Raw genomic sequence first — 18,073 nt, 5'->3', positions numbered from 1 at the left:
CCTCTCAAGCTAGTGAATGATGGTAACATTTAGACTACTTGGAGGAGATAAGTGATGAGTAAAGGTACGTTAAAACAAATTCTCTTATTAACAGATGGTCATTCTAATCAAGGTGAAGACCCTGTTGCTATTGCGGCGCTTGCGAGAGAACAAGGTATTACTGTCAATGTCATCGGTGTTGTTGATGATAATCATTTAAATGAGAAAGGAATTGAAGAAATTGAGGCAATTGCACTAGCTGGAGGCGGAGTTAGTCAAGTCGTTTATGCGAAGCAATTAGCAAAAACGGTTCAAATGGTTACAAGAAAGGCTATGACCCAAACAATACATGGTGTAGTTAATAAAGAGTTGCAACAAATTCTTGGACAGCATCAAGAAATGGAGGATCTCTCTCCTGACAAGAGAGGACAAGTAATGGAGGTTGTTGATGAGCTTGGAGAGACAATGGACCTTGATATATTTGTTCTTGTCGATACGAGCGCAAGTATGAAAAATAAGCTGCCGATGGTGCAGGAAGCATTAGTCGATTTATCGATTAGTCTAACTTCACGGATGGGTGCGAATCGATTTGCGCTTTATTCCTTTCCCGGGAAAAGAAAAGAAATAGATAAGCTTCTTGATTGGACGCCTCAGCTTAGTTCTTTAACGGGTATATTTCAAAAGCTGTCATCAGGCGGGATTACCCCAACTGGCCCTGCGTTGAAAACGGCTCTTCAGAAATTCACGAAGTCAGGCTCAAGAAGGAGTTTGATTGCTGGTGATAAAGAACAGCTACTCGAAGAATCAGGAATGTAAGCTTCATGCAGGATCAAAAGTACTTGGGAAATGGCATCGCAACCCTTATAAAGTCATTAGAACACTTGGGGCAGGTGCAACTGGTACGGTTTATTTAGCTGAATCAGCGGCGGGACTTGTCGCACTTAAGGTTGGTACTGACAATATGTCTATAACGTCCGAGGTTAATGTATTGAAGCACTTTTCGAAGGTCCAAGGACAAGTTCTTGGACCTTCTTTGCTTGATGTTGATGATTTAGTTACTAGTGGAGGCACCTTTCCTTTTTATGTGATGGAATATTTAAGAGGAACAGAGTTCATTAGCTATATGCAAAGTCGTGGTAGTGAGTGGCTTGGCATTTTAATGATTCAATTGCTGGGAGATTTAGATCGTCTTCACTCGGCTGGGTGGGTATTTGGGGATTTAAAGCCTGACAATATCCTTGTGATTGGCCCGCCAGCAAGGGTACGCTTGCTTGATGTTGGGGGTACAACATTAATTGGACGCTCCATTAAGGAATACACCGAATTTTATGATCGTGGCTATTGGGGGTTTGGTTCAAGAAAAGCAGAGCCAAGTTATGATTTATTTGCTGTTGCGATGATCATGATCAATTGCGCCTATCCAAAGCGTTTCGAAAAGCAAGGAGAAAAAACGTTTGAGCAATTAAAAAGAAAAGTGGAGGAACAACCATCTTTACTCCCATATCGTGATGTGATTGCACGAGCTTTGCAAGGTAAGTTTGATGATGCAAAGGTAATGAGGAAAGAAATGATGAAAGCTATCTCGAACATCTCAAGCTCACAACAGGCAACTAGCAAAATAATAAAAAATCAAACGAAAAAAAGAAAACACAAACAAAAAAAGAAATCTTCCTACTTTATTGAGATCTTCTTGCTAGCCTCTTTCCTTCTATTAGCATATATCCTATACTTATTTGGACAAATGATGTAGGCGATTATATTTAATAGGTATGCAGAGGATGGAGGCATTAGCATGAATGCGGATCAAATGATGGATATATGCATGCTAGCAGGCGAAATCATGCTTACTAATGGGGCTGAGACGTACAGAGTTGAAGAAACGCTAGAAAGAATGGCTAAATCTGCAAAGTTCCGTAATGTGCACAGCTTTGTGACGACTACGGGTATTTTCCTTTCCTTTGAGGATGATATGCGTGGTGATACGATGCAGATGATTCGTGTTGATGACAGGATGCAGGATTTAAACAAAGTCACGCTCGTTAATCAAGTATCAAGAGAGTTTGTAAACGGGGATATTGATGGCGAAGAAGCGCTTTTGCAATTACAAGCGATAGCGAAAGCTCCGATGAACTATTCGTCGTTATTGGTACACTTTGCATCTGGAGTAGCAGGGGGAGCTTTTTCATACTTATTTGGTGGGAATATGACAGATACAATTCCTGCCTTTTTTGCTGGATTTGCTGCAAGCTGGAGTATTGTAACCCTACAAGAATATATTAAAGTGAAATTTTTTTCTGAATTTATGTCTGCTTTTCTAGGAGGTACCGTTGCGATTGCTCTCGTTCTACTTGGACTCGGTGAAAATCTTGATCAAGTGATTATCGGGACTCTGATGCCGCTTGTTCCAGGAATTCCCCTCACAAATGCTGTTCGGGACTTGATGTCTGGGGACTTAATAGCAGGTGTAAGCAGAGGGGCTGAGGCAGTTATTACAGCTCTGTCGATTGCAACGGGTATAGCTCTTGCGATTGCTCTGTTCTTGTAGCGAGATATCAGAGAGGAGGAAGGGAAATGGTCATTGAGCTGATATTTTGTTTTATGGCGACAGTTGCATTTGGTGTCATTTTTAATGTCCCAAAACGCGTAGTATGGATTGGTGGTGTCATTGGTGCATTAGCATGGTTCATTTATTCAACATTACCAGAGTTTGGTGTTACGGTTGTGTTTGCAACGGCAGTGGCTTCACTTGTGAGCGCCACAAGCTCTCACTTATTAGCAAGAAAGTATCGAGTGCCAGTAACGATTTTCAGTATTCCTGGTATTATTCCTCTTGTTCCTGGGAGTAGGGCCTATTTTACGATGTTGGCTTTTGTTGATGGTGATTATATTTTAGGACTACAGTTAGGGATTGAAACGATGCTGCAAGCGGGTGCGATAGCAGCGGGGCTTGTTTTTGCCTTATCGATCTTCTCGATTGGTAAAGGAGGAATTGGACAACGTTATGAAACAAGAAGTTCATAAATTTATTAACCGCCATCAGCTTATTAGTCCTAATGAAACGATTATCGTTGCTGTTTCTGGTGGGCCTGATTCAATGGCGCTGCTTGAGTTTCTATGGTCTGAGCGGGAGCGATATCACATAAAAGTGTGCGTATGCCATGTTCATCACCAGCTGCGTGGAAGCGAAGCGGATGAAGATGCCAAGTATGTGCAAGCTTACTGTGAGGGGAAGAATATCCCGTTTTATCAAAAGCGTGTTCAGGTAAAGGAATATGCGGCAAAACAGCAAATTGGAACACAGCTTGCAGCAAGAGAGCTGAGGTATGAATGGTTTTCGGAACTTCTTTCTACGATTCCAAACAGCAAAATAGCCACAGGACATCACGGAGACGATCAGGTTGAGACGATGCTCATGAAAATGATTAGAGGAAGTATGCCATTACATTCTTTTGGGATCCCAGCAAAAAGAGAGCTTGGATTTGGTTTGATCATTCGTCCGTTTCTTAGCATAACTAAAGAAGAAATTGAGCAATATTGTAAAGAGGCTTCTATCTATCCTAGATACGATTCAAGTAATCAATCACAAACCTATACAAGGAATCGCGTTCGACAAGACATTCTGCCGATTTTGAAAAGAGAAAATGGCAATATTCATATACATATGCAGAGGCAGAATGAGTGGGCTGATGATGATCATGACTTCCTCATGTCGTTAGCTGGTGAAGTATTACCAACGATTATTATCGAAAAAAGTGAACGAAACGTTACAATTTCACGTCAAGCTCTTCTAAACGTCGTCGTCCCTTTACAAAGAAGGTTGATTCATCTAATATTAAGTTATCTTTACGGGAAAAATTCACCATTAACGACGTCTATACATATCGAACAGGTGCTCGAACTATTTAATCGTGAAAAGCCATCAGGAGAACTTCACTTATCAGACTCTGTTTTTGTTCGTCGAGATTATGATGTTTGTCATTTTTCAGATGCTTTGATGAAGACGATAAAAGAACGAGAACATGTACTATCCATTCCTGGTCGTATTTTCACTTCCAATTGGACAATGGAGGCTTCTCTGACAGATAACAACGAGGTCACTGAAGCACAAAATCAAGTTGTGTTAGATCTAGATGCAATTACTGAGCCACTGATTGTAAGGAGTCGACGACCAAGTGATCGAATCGCTTGCCGAGGTATGGAAGGTACGAAAAAAGTGGGGCGTTTATTCATTGACCGTAAAATTGTCAAGCATGAGCGAGAGCAGTGGCCAATCCTGGTTGATGGAAATGGACAAATCCTTTGGGTTCCTTTTTTGCATCGAACGAGATTGGCGAACGTAGGGCCACAAACGAAGAACAAGCTTGTTGTGACTTGCTACCGTCAAGAAAAAAGCGGACCGAATACTGGATCCGATTCAATAATAGGAGGTTTTTTTAACATTGATTAGGGATGAGATTGAAGAAATACTTATAACAGAAGAAGAAATTCAAGCAAAATGTCGAGAGTTAGGAAAACAAATTACAGAAGAATATAATGGGCGTTTTCCTCTTGTTGTCGGTGTTTTGAAAGGCGCAATGCCATTTATGGGTGATTTAACGAAGCGTATTGATACTCACATTGAAATGGACTTTATGGATGTATCGAGCTACGGTGCAGGTATGGTTTCATCTGGAGAGGTCAAAATAGTAAAAGATCTTGATACGTCAGTTGAAGGAAGAGATGTCCTTATTTTAGAGGATATTATTGATAGTGGGTTAACGCTTAGTTATCTTGTTAAGCTTTTCCATTATCGCAAAGCAAAAACTGTTAAGGTTGTTACACTCTTAGATAAACCAGATGGACGCAAAATTGACTTAGTTCCAGATATGGCTGGTTTTATCGTTCCAGATGCATTTGTTGTAGGTTATGGATTAGATTATGCAGAACGATATCGAAACCTTCCGTATATTGGTGTGCTAAAGTCTGAAATCTATGAGAGTTAACGTTTGTGAAGAAAAGAACAGTTGTGATACGATAAACAAAGCTATATTGCTTGTGGGAGGAGGTCAAGAATGAATCGTATATTCCGTAATACCATTTTTTACTTACTTATCTTTCTTGTCATTGTCGGAATTGTGAATGTCTTTAGTTCTGATCAGACACAGACAGAAAGCGTGACATTTACAACATTCACTGAAAGACTGGAGCAAGGTGAGGTTCGCGAACTCACAGTAAAGCCAGAGCGTCAAGTATACCTTGTTCGTGGCCAGTTTACTGACCAGCCAGAAGGGGAGTACTTTGAAACCCACGTTCTAAGAAGTGAACAAACAGCTGAATTGCTTTTTAATGCTCAATCAGCTACAGGTGGTACCTTTGAATTAGATGTTCAACCAGCTGATGAAACAAGTGGTTGGGTTACATTTTTTACAGGGATTATTCCGTTTATTATTATTTTCATCCTATTCTTCTTCTTACTGAGCCAAGCGCAGGGCGGCGGTAGCCGTGTAATGAACTTTGGTAAAAGTAAGGCGAAAATTGTGAGTGATGATAAGAAGAAAGCGAAATTCAAAGATGTCGCAGGAGCAGATGAAGAGAAGCAAGAGCTTATTGAGGTAGTTGAATTCTTGAAAGACCCTCGTAAGTTCTCGGCCATTGGTGCTCGTATTCCAAAAGGGGTACTTCTTGTTGGGCCTCCAGGTACTGGTAAGACTTTGCTTGCTCGTGCTGTTGCTGGAGAAGCTGGCGTACCATTCTTCTCCATTAGTGGTTCTGACTTCGTTGAAATGTTCGTCGGTGTCGGTGCCTCGCGTGTACGTGACCTATTTGAAAATGCAAAGAAAAACGCGCCTTGTATTATCTTTATTGATGAAATTGATGCGGTCGGTAGACAACGTGGCGCTGGTCTTGGCGGTGGTCATGATGAACGTGAGCAGACGTTGAATCAGCTTCTTGTTGAGATGGATGGATTCAGTGCGAACGAAGGAATTATTATTATCGCAGCGACGAACCGTGCAGATATTCTTGATCCAGCCTTATTACGTCCTGGTCGATTTGACCGTCAAATTCAAGTTAACCGTCCAGATGTAATTGGTCGTGAAGCTGTATTAAAAGTTCATGCTCGCAATAAGCCTTTGGATGATGATGTGAACTTAAATGCAATTGCGGCACGAACACCAGGATTTTCTGGTGCCGATCTTGAAAACCTCTTAAATGAGGCAGCGTTAATCGCAGCTCGAAATGACAAGACGAAAATTAACATGATTCATGTTGAAGAAGCGATCGATCGCGTTATTGCTGGTCCAGCTAAGAAGAGCCGTGTCATTTCGAAAAAAGAGAAAAATATTGTTGCATGGCATGAAGCTGGTCATACGGTAGTCGGCGTTAAATTAGAAAATGCTGATATGGTTCATAAAGTTACGATTGTTCCGCGGGGAATGGCGGGCGGTTATGCTGTGATGCTTCCTAAAGAAGACCGTTACTTTATGACAAAGCCTGAGTTGCTCGATAAAATCGTCGGCTTACTTGGTGGTCGTGTCGCAGAAGAAGTTACGTTTGGTGAAGTGAGTACAGGTGCTCACAATGACTTCCAACGTGCTACTGCAATCGCTCGTAAGATGGTGACTGAATACGGGATGAGTGATAAAATTGGTCCTATGCAATTTGGTTCCAATTCTGGCGGTCAAGTGTTCCTAGGCAGAGATATTCAAAATGAACAGAATTACAGTGATGCAATTGCTCATGAGATTGATATGGAAACACAGCGTATCATTAAAGAGTCTTACGAGCGTTGTAAACAAATTCTGTTAGAGAATAAAGAGAGCCTTGATCTTGTTGCGAAAACGTTACTTGAGCTTGAAACGCTTGATGCAGAACAAATCAAGTCACTTATTAACGAAGGAAAGCTTCCTGAGAATCATCATATGACGAAAAGACTTTCGGGTAACGATGAGGATTCTGATTCCGATGTGAAGGTGAATATTCATTCTAAGAAGGACGAAGAAATAGCTCCAGCTGAATCTGATCAGACTCCAGCAGAAGAGTCACCTTCAAAAGAAGAAACACCACCAAAAAAAGATGAATAATAAACAATGAACGAAGAGAGGGTGTCCGAAAAGGCATCCTCTTTCTTTTGTAAACAGAAGAGATACATTTTTCATATTCAAAGAGCTATAATGAGCGAAATTAGATGTAATGTTTTATAATGAGGTTGGTTAACTTAGTGGAAAGGTAGAAAAAGGTTGGCGGTGAAGGTCTATGGTGTTGGTCATTGATGTCGGAAATACGAACATCGTGTTAGGTGTCTATAAAGAGAAGGAATTAAAGTTTCACTGGCGAATTGCAACAAGTAGGCAAAAGACAGAAGATGAATGGGCTATGTCTATAAAAGCACTATTTGAAGATGTGGGTGTCACGTTTCAATCAATCGAGGGAATTATTATTTCTTCAGTTGTTCCGCAAATTATGTTTGCGCTTGAGCAAATGTGCAAGAAATATTTTCATATTAAACCGATGATCATCGGCCCAGGCATTAAAACAGGTCTAAATATAAAATATGATAATCCGAAAGAAGTAGGAGCTGATCGTATTGTCAATGCCGTAGCGGCAATTGCGCTGTACGGAAGTCCTCTTATTATTGTTGACTTTGGCACAGCAACAACATATTGCTATATTAATGAAAAACGAGAATATATGGGTGGAGCAATTGCCCCAGGCATTTCCATCTCCACAGAAGCTTTGTATACACGTGCTTCTAAGTTGCCAAGAATAGAAATAACAAGGCCAACACAGGTAGTTGGTAAAAATACCGTCAATGCGATGGAAGCAGGAATATTTTATGGATATGTCGGTCAAGTTGACGGGATTGTTAACCGGATTAAGTCGCAGGCAGACACCAGTCCGACTGTGATTGCGACTGGAGGACTAGCTTCCCTAATTGCATCAGAAGCGGAGTCGATTGATATCGTCGAACCGTTTTTGACGTTAAAGGGATTACAAATGATATATGAAAAAAACGTGTGAGGAAGGGAATTATTATGGGAGATTATTTAATTAAAGCAACTGCGTTTGAAGGAAAAGTAAGAGCTTATTCATTGGTAGCAACAGACATGGTGAATGAAGCTGTTCGTAGGCAAGGAACATGGCCGACGGCTTCTGCTGCATTAGGGAGAACAATGATGGCAGGAACAATGATGGCGACAATGCTAAAAGGAGACTCAAAGCTTACTGTTAAAGTTGAAGGTAAGGGTCCAATTGGTGCAATCATTGTTGATGCTAATACACAAGGTGAAACAAGAGGATATGTAAGCAATCCGCAAACTCATTTTGAACTAAATAGCCAAGGAAAGTTAGATGTTGCGCGCGCTGTAGGTACGGATGGCTACTTATCGGTTGTGAAAGACCTTGGTTTAAAAGAGCACTTTACTGGGAGTGTACCACTTGTTTCTGGGGAATTAGGAGAAGACTTCACTTATTACTTTGCTTCATCTGAACAAACACCGTCATCTGTTGGAGTGGGTGTTCTTGTCAACCCGGATAATACAATCCTTGCTGCGGGAGGATTCATCATTCAACTGATGCCAGGTGCAGATGATGCTGTAATTGAGCAAATTGAAAAGCGTTTGTCAACGATTCCACCAATTTCTAAACTCGTTGAAGCTGGTATGCCTCCAGAAGAAATTCTGCAAGCGTTGCTTGGAGATGAAAATATTAAATTTTTAGATAAAATGCCGATTAAATTTGCATGTCGTTGTTCAAAGGAACGCGTTGAAAATGCGATCATTAGTTTAGGAAAAAAAGAAATTCAAGAGATGATTGATGAAGATGGTGGAGCAGAAACTCGCTGCCATTTCTGTAATGAAGAATATCATTTAACAGCAGAGGAATTAGAAGAACTACTTGTGCAATCAAAATAAAAATTGGAAAAAATAATCATGATGATTGACTTCTCTACAAACGTTTGCTACTATAATCTTAATAAAACCAATAAAATTACTTGGGATTGAGGAGGCGTCATGATGAAGGTTGCAAATTCAATTATAGATTTAATCGGTCAAACCCCATTAGTAAAGTTGAACCGTTTGGTTTCCGACAAGCATGCGGATGTTTATTTGAAATTAGAGTATATGAACCCTGGTAGCAGTGTTAAAGATCGTATCGGTCTTGCTATGATCGAAGCTGCTGAAAAATCAGGAGATCTGAAGCCTGGTGATACAATTGTTGAACCAACAAGTGGTAACACAGGAATTGGTCTGGCTATGGTTGCAGCGGCAAAAGGCTTTAAGGCGAAGCTTGTTATGCCTGAAACGATGAGTATGGAACGTCGTAATTTACTTCGTGCTTATGGTGCTGAGCTTGTTCTTACTCCAGGGCCTGAGGGTATGGGTGGAGCAATTCGTAAAGCGACTGAGCTTGCACAAGAAAATGGCTACTTCATGCCACAGCAATTTGAAAATGAAGCCAATCCAGAAATTCACAGACTAACGACTGGAAAAGAGCTTCTTGAGCAAGCGGACGGTCAGTTAGATGGATTTGTATCTGGTATTGGTACAGGTGGAACAATCACTGGTGCGGGTGGATTCTTAAAAGAACACTTCCCTAATCTGCACATCGCGGCAGTTGAGCCAAGTGATTCTCCAATCCTTTCAGGTGGTAAACCTGGACCGCACAAAATCCAAGGAATCGGTGCTGGATTCGTGCCAAAGATTCTAAAGACAGATGTGTATGATGAAGTAATCCAAGTGACGAATGAGCAAGCATTTGAATATGCTCGTCGTGCAGCAAAAGAAGAAGGAATTCTTGGTGGTATTTCTTCTGGTGCGGCAATCTATGCTGCGCTTTTGCTAGCTGAGAAGCTTGGACCTGGTAAAAAGGTCGTTGCAATCATTCCTTCTAATGGTGAGCGTTACCTTAGTACACCACTTTATCAATTTGAAGATTAATTTATGCAGCAGCCTCTCGTATAGGGGCTGCTTTTTGTATTAATATGACTCGAGGTTGTTGTCTTTTTCGTCTATTCTCATGTAGAATAGACGAAAAGGAATGGAGATGGGAGTGACACCCTTGAAACAAGATAAGAGTGACAATCAGCCAAACCGTTTGAAGAGAGTGAGATCTTTCTCGCTAGCAGAAGGTAAATGGTTTGTGCGATATAAACAGCTAGCAGCCGATGAACCGCAGCATGTTCTTTTAGAAAGTGGACGGGGTGGACGCTACAGTATTATTGGTTTAAAGCCATTTGCAATTATTTCTGGTAAAAATGATACGCTAACGATCGAAAAACACGGCGTAACAGAGAGCAAAAAAGGATTGCTATTAGAAGCTTTAAAAGAAGTTCTCAAGCCTTATTACCAAGATTCATTGCCTGAACTTCCTCCTTTTCAAGGAGGAGCGATTGGCTACTTAAGCTATGATATTGTTCGAGAAATCGAATGTCTAGAAGAGCAGGCAGCTGATGATTTAGGACTGCCAGATTTGTATTTTATGGTCTTTGATGATGTGTTTATCTATGACCATCAAAAAAGTGAGATGTGGGTTATTGTTCATGGTGATGCAGGAGTTGAGCGAGAATTAGACAAGCGTCTTGAAGAGTATGTAATGAAGTGGACACAGGATGAGCAGTCTCGACCTTGGGCGAAAGAAGGTTGGCATTCAAGCGAAGAAACAAGCGTGCAAGCTTCCTTTTCAGAAGGGGCATTTTGTGAAGCTGTTGAGAAGATTAAGGAATATATTGCAGCGGGAGATGTGTTTCAGGTGAATCTGTCTGTTCGTCAAACAAAAGAGCTGACGACAGAGCCGATGCACGTTTATGAAACACTTCGTACATTGAACCCATCACCGTACATGAGTTATGTTCACACACCTGATTTTCAGCTTGTGAGTGCTTCTCCAGAGTTACTCGTGAAGAAAAATGGGCAAGAACTTAGTACGAGACCAATTGCGGGTACTCGTTCTCGGGGGAAAGATGATGAGGAAGATGCGTTGCTTGCAGCTACCTTAATTGACAATGAAAAAGAACGAGCGGAGCATGTGATGCTTGTTGATTTAGAGAGAAATGATTTGGGGCGGGTGTCAGCTTATGGCACAGTGGAAGTTGATGAGTTGATGGTGATTGAAAAGTACTCCCACGTTATGCATATTGTTTCAAATGTGAAAGGTACCTTAGATTCACAATATAATCTCTATGATGTGATCCGTGCGACATTTCCAGGTGGAACAATAACAGGTGCACCTAAAGTAAGAACGATGGAAATTATTGAAGAGCTGGAACCTGTTCGAAGAAGCGTTTATACTGGTTCCATTGGTTGGATTGGCTTTGATGAGAATATGGAATTAAATATTACGATTCGGACGATGCTGTGTAAGGATGGCAAAGCACATGTGCAAGCAGGTGCAGGAATTGTGATAGATTCAGAGCCGAAAAACGAATATAAAGAATCATTGAAGAAGGCAAGAGCACTTTGGCGGGCGCTTGAGCTTAGTGAAGAAGAGATGAGAAAACAAGTACAGATGAGCTGAGGAGGAAATTAATATGATACTAATGATTGATAACTATGATTCGTTTACGTATAACCTTGTCCAATATTTAGGTGAGATGGGGCACGAGCTAGTCGTTCATCGTAATGACCAAATTACGATCCAAGAGATTGAACAATTAAATCCCGATTACCTAATGATATCGCCTGGTCCGAAAAGTCCAAATGAAGCGGGAATTAGCCTAGAGGCAATTCAATATTTTGCTGGTAAAATTCCGATCTTTGGTGTCTGCCTTGGTCACCAATCGATAGCGCAGGTGTTCGGTGGGGATGTTATTCGTGCGGAACGATTGATGCATGGTAAAACATCTGAGATGAAGCATGATCAGCGTACGATTTTTAAAGGACTTCCAACCCCGCTTACGGCAACACGTTATCACTCCCTTATTGTGAAACGAGAAACACTTCCTGACTGCTTTGAGATTTCTGCAGAAACAGAGGAAGGGGAAATCATGGCTATTCGTCACAAGGAGCTTCCGATTGAAGGAGTGCAGTTTCACCCAGAATCAATTATGACTGCTGAGGGTAAGCAGCTTCTTAAGAATTTTGTTGAAGCGTATCGGAAGGAGAATCCGGTTTGTACGTCTATGTAAATGATTCAATTGTCAGCGCAGAACAGGCGAAAGTTTCTGCCTTTGATCATGGTTATATGTATGGCCTAGGTCTATTTGAAACATTTCGTGTTGAGGATGGTCATCCATTTTTGTTGGATGACCATTTTCGCCGTTTGGACGATGGGCTAAGGTCGCTTGGAATTGAGTGGTCGATGAAAAGAGAACAGGCCATAACGATTATTCAAGACTTACTTGAAGCCAATCAGTTAAACAGTGCATATGTTCGTTGGAATGTATCAGCGGGACCACATGAGCTTGGACTTTATACAGGTACTTACTCAGAACCAACGACGATTATTTATATGAAGTCACTACCAACGCAGTTAAACGGCGTAAAAGATGCGGTCATCCTTTCGATTAAGAGAAATACACCAGAAGGGGATATTCGTTTAAAGTCCCATCATTATTTAAACAATGTGCTAGCCAAGCGTGAGCTCGGTGCAGTGGGAAATGTAGAAGGGATCTTTTTAAATGGATCGGGTTATGTAGCAGAAGGAATTGTCTCAAATGTGTTTTGGATCAAAAATAACACTGTCTATACACCCGCGATCGAAACGGGAATATTAGATGGTATTACAAGACAATTTGTTTTAACTTTACTAAAACAGCAAGGAGTTTCTGCGCAGATCGGTTTGTACAAGCCTGAGGAATTATTATCAGCTGATGCTGCCTTTGTTACAAACTCAATACAAGAAGTTGTTCCGCTAAGGAGCTGTAATGAAAAACAGTATAATAGTGAGCATGAGCTAATAGCCAGTCTATCAAAAGAGTTTGATCGTTATCGTCAGTGGTTATGGAGTAGATATGAACTTCAGGGAGGTAAGCAATGAATCTAAGTCGAGAAAACCGAAACGAGGTTCTTCGGTCCGTTGATGATCGTACACTTATTATGGGAATTGTTAATGTCACACCAGATTCTTTTTCAGATGGAGGAGAATTTGATGAAGTAGAAGCAGCAGTCAAACATGCGCGTGAATTAGTCGATGCTGGTGCTGATATCATTGACATCGGTGGAGAGTCCACGAGGCCAAATGCGATTAAGGTAGAACAAGAGGAAGAGCTCCGTCGTGTATTACCAAAGATCAAGGCGATAGCTGAAGTTGTCAATGTCCCGATTTCGATCGATACGTACAAGGCTGAAGTAGCGAAACAAGCAATTGAAGCAGGTGCTACGATTATTAACGACGTCTGGGGAGCGAAATGGGACAAAGAGATGGCGGGAGTCGCTAGCGCCTATCAGGTTCCAATCATTTTGATGCATAATCGAAAAGAGGCAGTATATACAAACTTAATTCAAGATATGATAACAGACTTAAACGAAAGTATCGCCATTTGTACAGAGGCTGGGGTAAAACATGAGAATATCATCCTCGATCCAGGTATCGGCTTTGCTAAGTCCCATGAAGAAAATCTTGAAGTGATGCGAAACCTTGATGTTTTTGTTAATGTGGGATACCCCGTTCTCCTTGGAACATCGAGAAAATCGATCATTGCAAAGACATTGAATCTACCTGTTGGAGAACGTGTTGAAGGGACAGGTGCGACTGTCTGTTATGGAATCATGAAAGGATGCCAGATCATGCGTGTCCATGATGTGCTAGAGATTAGTCGGATGGCAAAAATGATGGATGCATTAATGATGAAGGGAGCGAGCGGAAATGGATAAAATCTACTTGAATGAATTAGCTTTTTATGGCTATCACGGTGTATTCCAAGAAGAAAAAAAGCTTGGACAGCGTTTTTTAGTTGATGTCACATTACAGCTCGATTTAAAAAAGGCCAGTCATTCTGATAACATTGATGAATCGATCGACTACGGAGACGTGTATAAACGGGTGAAGGACATTGTTGAAGGAAAACCTTATAAGCTTGTTGAGACAGTGGCTGAAAAAATTGCATCTGAGCTTTTACATTCGTATGAACACCTAGGAGCATGTACAGTAAAAGTAATCAAGCCTGATCCACCGATTCCTGGACACTACAAGTCTGTCGCGGTTGAAATAACGAGGTCACGCTCATGAGCCATCATGCTTTTATTGCACTTGGTTCTAATATCGGTGACCGAGCTGGCTATTTAGAGCAAGGGATCGCCTTACTCGCTGATCATAAAGATATTGAGCTTATCAAGCGTTCGTCGATTTATGAGACAGAGCCAGTCGGTTATGTGGAACAACAGTCATTTTTGAATATGGTCATTAAAGTTCAAACTTCGCTTTATCCTAGTGAATTATTGGCAGTCACTCAATCAATTGAGCTGCAGTGCGGGCGGAAGAGAGATATAAGATGGGGGCCAAGGACAATAGATCTTGACATTCTCCTATTTGACCAAGAAAATATGGAGGTGGAGAACCTAACAATTCCTCATCCGCGTATGTGGGAGCGAGCTTTTGTGATTGTACCACTAATGGAGCTTGAACCTAATTTATATGTAGAGCAGCGCGGTCAATCACTTCAGGAAGTATATGATGAACTACCTGATAAAGAAGGGGTACTGTTATGGAATCCGCAAGTAATGGAAAACGCATCCGAGCTTACAGAAAGCTCAAAGGATATACGCAAGAAGGTTTCGCAAAAGAGATAGGTATCTCAGTCTCGGTGTTAGGAGAAATTGAAAGAGGTCAACGCTTGCCAAGTGAGTTAATGCTAGAGAAAATGTCTAATGTATTAAATATCTCACAATTGGAGTTACTATCTAAATAGAAAAGATCACTTGGAGGTGAATGAAGTGCTTAAGATTGGAAATATTGAAATGAAGAACCAAGTTGTTTTAGCGCCGATGGCTGGGGTTTGTAATCCGGCGTTCCGTTTAATTGCGAAAGAATTTGGTACGGGTCTAGTCTGTGCTGAAATGGTAAGTGACAAAGCGATTTTGCATAAAAATGAAAAGTCACTTAGCATGCTTTATGTAGATGAGCGTGAAAAGCCATTAAGTCTCCAAATTTTTGGTGGTGAAAAAGAAACGCTTGTTGAAGCAGCGAAATTTGTTGATAAGAATACGAATGCTGATATCATTGATATCAATATGGGTTGCCCTGTTCCAAAAATCACGAAATGTGATGCGGGGGCAAAATGGTTACTAGACCCAAATAAAATCTATGAAATGGTAGCAGCTACTGTTGATGCAGTTGATAAGCCTGTTACGGTTAAGATGCGTATCGGTTGGGATTCTGACCATATTTATGCGGTTGAAAATGCGCGTGCAGTAGAACGTGCAGGTGGTAGTGCGGTTGCTGTACATGGTCGTACTCGTGTACAAATGTACGAAGGTAAAGCTGATTGGAATATTATTAAAGAAGTCAAACAAGCAGTGAATATTCCTGTAATTGGTAATGGTGACGTAACAACTCCTCGAGAAGCACGTAGAATGCTTGATGAAGTTGGAGTTGATGGTGTTATGATCGGCCGTGCAGCACTTGGAAACCCATGGATGTTGTATCAAACGATTCAATATCTTGAAACAGGCGAGCTTGCTTCTGCTCCGAGTCCTCGTGAAAAGATCGATGTATGTATGCTTCATCTTGATCGATTGATTGCTTTAAAAGGAGAAAATGTTGCGGTGCGTGAAATGCGTAAACACGCAGCTTGGTATTTAAAAGGTATGCCTGGAAATGGACGTATTCGTGATAAAATTAACAGTTTTGAGACAAGAGATGATGTCGCAAATTCATTATATGCATATATTGATGAAGTAGAAGCTCGCATGGCTGAAGAAGCGAGTGTCGTTTGACTTTTCTCTGCTAGTTCACTATAATGCCTTTGTGATAAGTATGCTGCCAGTGTGTATCGCTGGCAGTTTTTCTGCATAAATAACAAAGAGCAGACGGATAGAGATGATGAAATATATTAAATAGAGGAGATGATAGGCGAAATGACTCAAGAGCTCGAGTTAAACGATTTGTTGGCAGTGCGTAGAGAGAAACTGAATCAATTGCAAGAACAAGGACAAGACCCATTTGGAGCGCGTTTTGAACGCTCTCATACAGCTAGTTCTATGAATGAAACTTTTGCTGAGTTATCTAAAGAAGAGTTAGATGAAACGGCTCATGAAGTGACGCTTGCTGGGCGTATTATGACGAAGCGTGGTAAAGGTAAGGCGGGCTTTGCTCATATTCAAGATTTAACAGGTCAAGTGCAAATCTATGTTCGTCAAGATGCAGTAGGACAAGAACAATATGATCTGTTTAATACGATTGATATTGGTGATATTGTTGGTGTAACTGGAACCGCGTTTAAAACCAAGGTTGGTGAGTTGTCAGTTAAAGTAACAAATTTCCAATTGCTTTCGAAATCATTACGACCATTACCTGATAAATTCCATGGATTAAAGGATATCGAGCAACGTTACCGTCAGCGTTATGTTGATTTAATTATGAACCCTGAAGTGCGTAATACATTTGTTCTTCGCAGTAAAATTCTACAATCGATGCGTCGTTATTTAGATTCTAAAGGATATCTTGAAGTAGAAACACCGACAATGCATTCGATTGCAGGGGGAGCGTCTGCGCGTCCGTTTATTACCCATCATAATGCTTTAGATATGACCCTTTATATGCGAATTGCAATTGAATTACATTTAAAGCGTCTAATCGTTGGTGGTTTAGAAAAAGTATATGAGATAGGTCGCGTATTCCGTAATGAAGGTGTATCAACTCGTCACAACCCTGAATTTACAATGATTGAGCTATATGAAGCTTATGCTGATTATCATGATATCATGGAGTTAACAGAACAATTAGTAGCTCACATTGCCAAAGAAGTCCTAGGTTCAACGAAAGTGACTTACGGTGAAGATGAGATTGATCTAGAGCCAAAGTGGAAGAGACTCCATATGGTTGATGCAATCAAAGAGAAAACAGGAGTGGATTTTTGGAAAGTGATGAGTGATGAAGAAGCTCGTAAACTTGCCAAAGAACATAATGTACCAGTTAAAGAAACAATGACATACGGGCATGTTGTTAATGAGTTCTTTGAACATTTCATTGAAGAGGAGCTAATTCAACCAACATTCATTTATGGACATCCAGTCGCTATATCTCCGCTTGCAAAGAAGAATGCAGAAGATGAGCGTTTTACCGATCGTTTTGAATTGTTTATTGTTGGACGCGAGCATGCAAACGCCTTTACAGAATTAAATGATCCTATTGATCAGCGTCAACGTTTTGAACAGCAGCTTATTGAACGTGAGCAAGGTGATGACGAAGCGCAGATGATGGATGAAGATTTTGTTGAAGCGCTTGAGTACGGAATGCCTCCAACAGGCGGTTTAGGAATTGGAATCGATCGATTGGTTATGCTATTGACGAATTCACCTTCTATTAGAGATGTCTTATTATTTCCGCAGATGAGACATCGTGAGCAAGGAGAGTAATATTGTTTAGTTATTGAAGAGGGTGGCTTATGGGATTCTGTTTCTATTAGGTGCTAAGTTCTATTCTGCCGAAAAGGCAAGTGCCTTGGATCAAGCTACCCTCTTTAATACTGTGTTAATTTCTTTTGAAATTTCTTTTAAAAAATGCTTGCAATTAGAAACTCAGGATGATATATTATTACTTGTCGCTAAGACGGATTAAACAAAATAAAAAACATTGTTGACAAGCCGTTAAGGATTTGTTATGATGTGAAAGTCGCCAACAAGCGACACCGAGTTCTTTGAAAACTGAACAAAAGCCAAGCGAAATAGAGATACATGATATCTCGTCAATTATTAAGAAGTATCGTTAGCGATACATTTTGAGCTAATGGATTTTTCAAAAGGTGACCGACTAAGTTCGCAACGTCCTGTTGCAACGTCGGCATTAGCACATCTATGTGCGTCACTTTTATGGAGAGTTTGATCCTGGCTCAGGACGAACGCTGGCGGCGTGCCTAATACATGCAAGTCGAGCGGATCAAAGGGAGCTTGCTCCCAGAGATTAGCGGCGGACGGGTGAGTAACACGTGGGCAACCTGCCCTGTAGACTGGGATAACAC

Annotated in this window: 19 protein-coding genes and 1 rRNA gene; all 20 read left to right on the top strand. The window is 41.0% G+C overall.

What is annotated here, in order from left to right; translation table 11 throughout:
- Positions 1-54 precede the first annotated feature (54 nt).
- Complete coding sequence (locus tag IQ10_RS16945; protein ID WP_144451654.1) at positions 55-795, top strand: vWA domain-containing protein; 741 nt, start codon at positions 55-57, stop codon at positions 793-795.
- Complete coding sequence (gene prkT, locus IQ10_RS16940) at positions 758-1,729, top strand: serine/threonine protein kinase PrkT (protein ID WP_144451653.1); 972 nt, start codon at positions 758-760, stop codon at positions 1,727-1,729. The genes IQ10_RS16945 and prkT overlap by 38 nt, the downstream gene beginning before the upstream one ends.
- A gap of 42 nt (positions 1,730-1,771) precedes the next feature.
- Positions 1,772-2,524 (top strand): threonine/serine exporter family protein, encoded by a 753-nt coding sequence (locus IQ10_RS16935; RefSeq protein WP_144451652.1) that lies wholly within the window; start codon positions 1,772-1,774, stop codon positions 2,522-2,524.
- A 26-nt stretch (positions 2,525-2,550) separates the two neighbouring features.
- The gene (locus tag IQ10_RS16930; RefSeq protein WP_144451651.1) at positions 2,551-3,000 is read left to right on the top strand and encodes a threonine/serine exporter family protein; all 450 of its coding nucleotides are present in this window, start codon (positions 2,551-2,553) and stop codon (positions 2,998-3,000) included.
- The gene (gene tilS, locus IQ10_RS16925; protein ID WP_144451650.1) at positions 2,981-4,426 is read left to right on the top strand and encodes a tRNA lysidine(34) synthetase TilS; all 1,446 of its coding nucleotides are present in this window, start codon (positions 2,981-2,983) and stop codon (positions 4,424-4,426) included. The genes IQ10_RS16930 and tilS overlap by 20 nt, the downstream gene beginning before the upstream one ends.
- Positions 4,422-4,961, top strand: coding sequence for a hypoxanthine phosphoribosyltransferase (hpt, locus tag IQ10_RS16920; protein WP_144451695.1), 540 nt, complete (start codon positions 4,422-4,424; stop codon positions 4,959-4,961). Before tilS ends, hpt begins: the two co-directional genes overlap by 5 nt.
- Positions 4,962-5,030: 69 nt before the next feature.
- A complete protein-coding gene (ftsH, locus tag IQ10_RS16915; protein WP_144451649.1) occupies positions 5,031-7,040 on the top strand; it encodes an ATP-dependent zinc metalloprotease FtsH in 2,010 nt (669 codons plus the stop codon).
- A 172-nt stretch (positions 7,041-7,212) separates the two neighbouring features.
- Positions 7,213-7,977 carry a type III pantothenate kinase gene (locus tag IQ10_RS16910; protein ID WP_144451648.1) on the top strand — a complete coding sequence of 255 codons (765 nt, stop codon included), beginning with the start codon at positions 7,213-7,215 and terminating at the stop codon, positions 7,975-7,977.
- Between the two features lie 14 nt (positions 7,978-7,991).
- Positions 7,992-8,870 carry an Hsp33 family molecular chaperone HslO gene (gene hslO, locus IQ10_RS16905; RefSeq protein ID WP_144451647.1) on the top strand — a complete coding sequence of 293 codons (879 nt, stop codon included), beginning with the start codon at positions 7,992-7,994 and terminating at the stop codon, positions 8,868-8,870.
- Positions 8,871-8,972: 102 nt separating this feature from the next.
- The gene (gene cysK, locus IQ10_RS16900) at positions 8,973-9,896 is read left to right on the top strand and encodes a cysteine synthase A (protein ID WP_144451646.1); all 924 of its coding nucleotides are present in this window, start codon (positions 8,973-8,975) and stop codon (positions 9,894-9,896) included.
- A gap of 106 nt (positions 9,897-10,002) precedes the next feature.
- Positions 10,003-11,472: an anthranilate synthase component I family protein gene (locus IQ10_RS16895; RefSeq protein ID WP_277878093.1), complete on the top strand. Its 1,470-nt coding sequence runs from the start codon at positions 10,003-10,005 to the stop codon at positions 11,470-11,472.
- Between the two features lie 13 nt (positions 11,473-11,485).
- A complete protein-coding gene (gene pabA / locus IQ10_RS16890; RefSeq protein WP_144451645.1) occupies positions 11,486-12,082 on the top strand; it encodes an aminodeoxychorismate/anthranilate synthase component II in 597 nt (198 codons plus the stop codon).
- Positions 12,067-12,933, top strand: a complete 867-nt coding sequence (gene pabC, locus IQ10_RS16885; RefSeq protein ID WP_144451644.1) for an aminodeoxychorismate lyase — start codon at positions 12,067-12,069, stop codon at positions 12,931-12,933. The genes pabA and pabC overlap by 16 nt, the downstream gene beginning before the upstream one ends.
- Entirely contained in the window at positions 12,930-13,769 is an 840-nt protein-coding gene (gene folP, locus IQ10_RS16880; protein WP_144451643.1) for a dihydropteroate synthase, read from the top strand. Before pabC ends, folP begins: the two co-directional genes overlap by 4 nt.
- The gene (gene folB / locus IQ10_RS16875) at positions 13,762-14,124 is read left to right on the top strand and encodes a dihydroneopterin aldolase (RefSeq protein ID WP_144451642.1); all 363 of its coding nucleotides are present in this window, start codon (positions 13,762-13,764) and stop codon (positions 14,122-14,124) included. The genes folP and folB overlap by 8 nt, the downstream gene beginning before the upstream one ends.
- On the top strand, positions 14,121-14,684 hold the full coding sequence (folK, locus tag IQ10_RS16870; protein WP_144451641.1) for a 2-amino-4-hydroxy-6-hydroxymethyldihydropteridine diphosphokinase: 564 nt from the start codon (positions 14,121-14,123) through the stop codon (positions 14,682-14,684). The genes folB and folK overlap by 4 nt, the downstream gene beginning before the upstream one ends.
- Positions 14,600-14,803: a helix-turn-helix domain-containing protein gene (locus IQ10_RS16865; protein ID WP_144451640.1), complete on the top strand. Its 204-nt coding sequence runs from the start codon at positions 14,600-14,602 to the stop codon at positions 14,801-14,803. The genes folK and IQ10_RS16865 overlap by 85 nt, the downstream gene beginning before the upstream one ends.
- A 25-nt stretch (positions 14,804-14,828) precedes the next feature.
- Positions 14,829-15,830: a tRNA dihydrouridine synthase DusB gene (gene dusB / locus IQ10_RS16860; RefSeq protein ID WP_277878092.1), complete on the top strand. Its 1,002-nt coding sequence runs from the start codon at positions 14,829-14,831 to the stop codon at positions 15,828-15,830.
- A 141-nt stretch (positions 15,831-15,971) separates the two neighbouring features.
- Positions 15,972-17,471 (top strand): lysine--tRNA ligase, encoded by a 1,500-nt coding sequence (gene lysS, locus IQ10_RS16855; RefSeq protein WP_144451639.1) that lies wholly within the window; start codon positions 15,972-15,974, stop codon positions 17,469-17,471.
- Positions 17,472-17,921: 450 nt separating this feature from the next.
- Positions 17,922-18,073 (top strand): 16S ribosomal RNA (locus IQ10_RS16850); the annotation flags it as partial.

It is taken from the genome of Halalkalibacter nanhaiisediminis (genome assembly GCF_007830185.1).
GTDB classification, from domain to species: Bacteria; Bacillota; Bacilli; order Bacillales; family Bacillaceae_D; genus Halalkalibacter; species Halalkalibacter nanhaiisediminis.
Note: the sequence above shows the minus strand (reverse complement) of the source record. Positions and strands in the feature narration are given on the sequence as shown.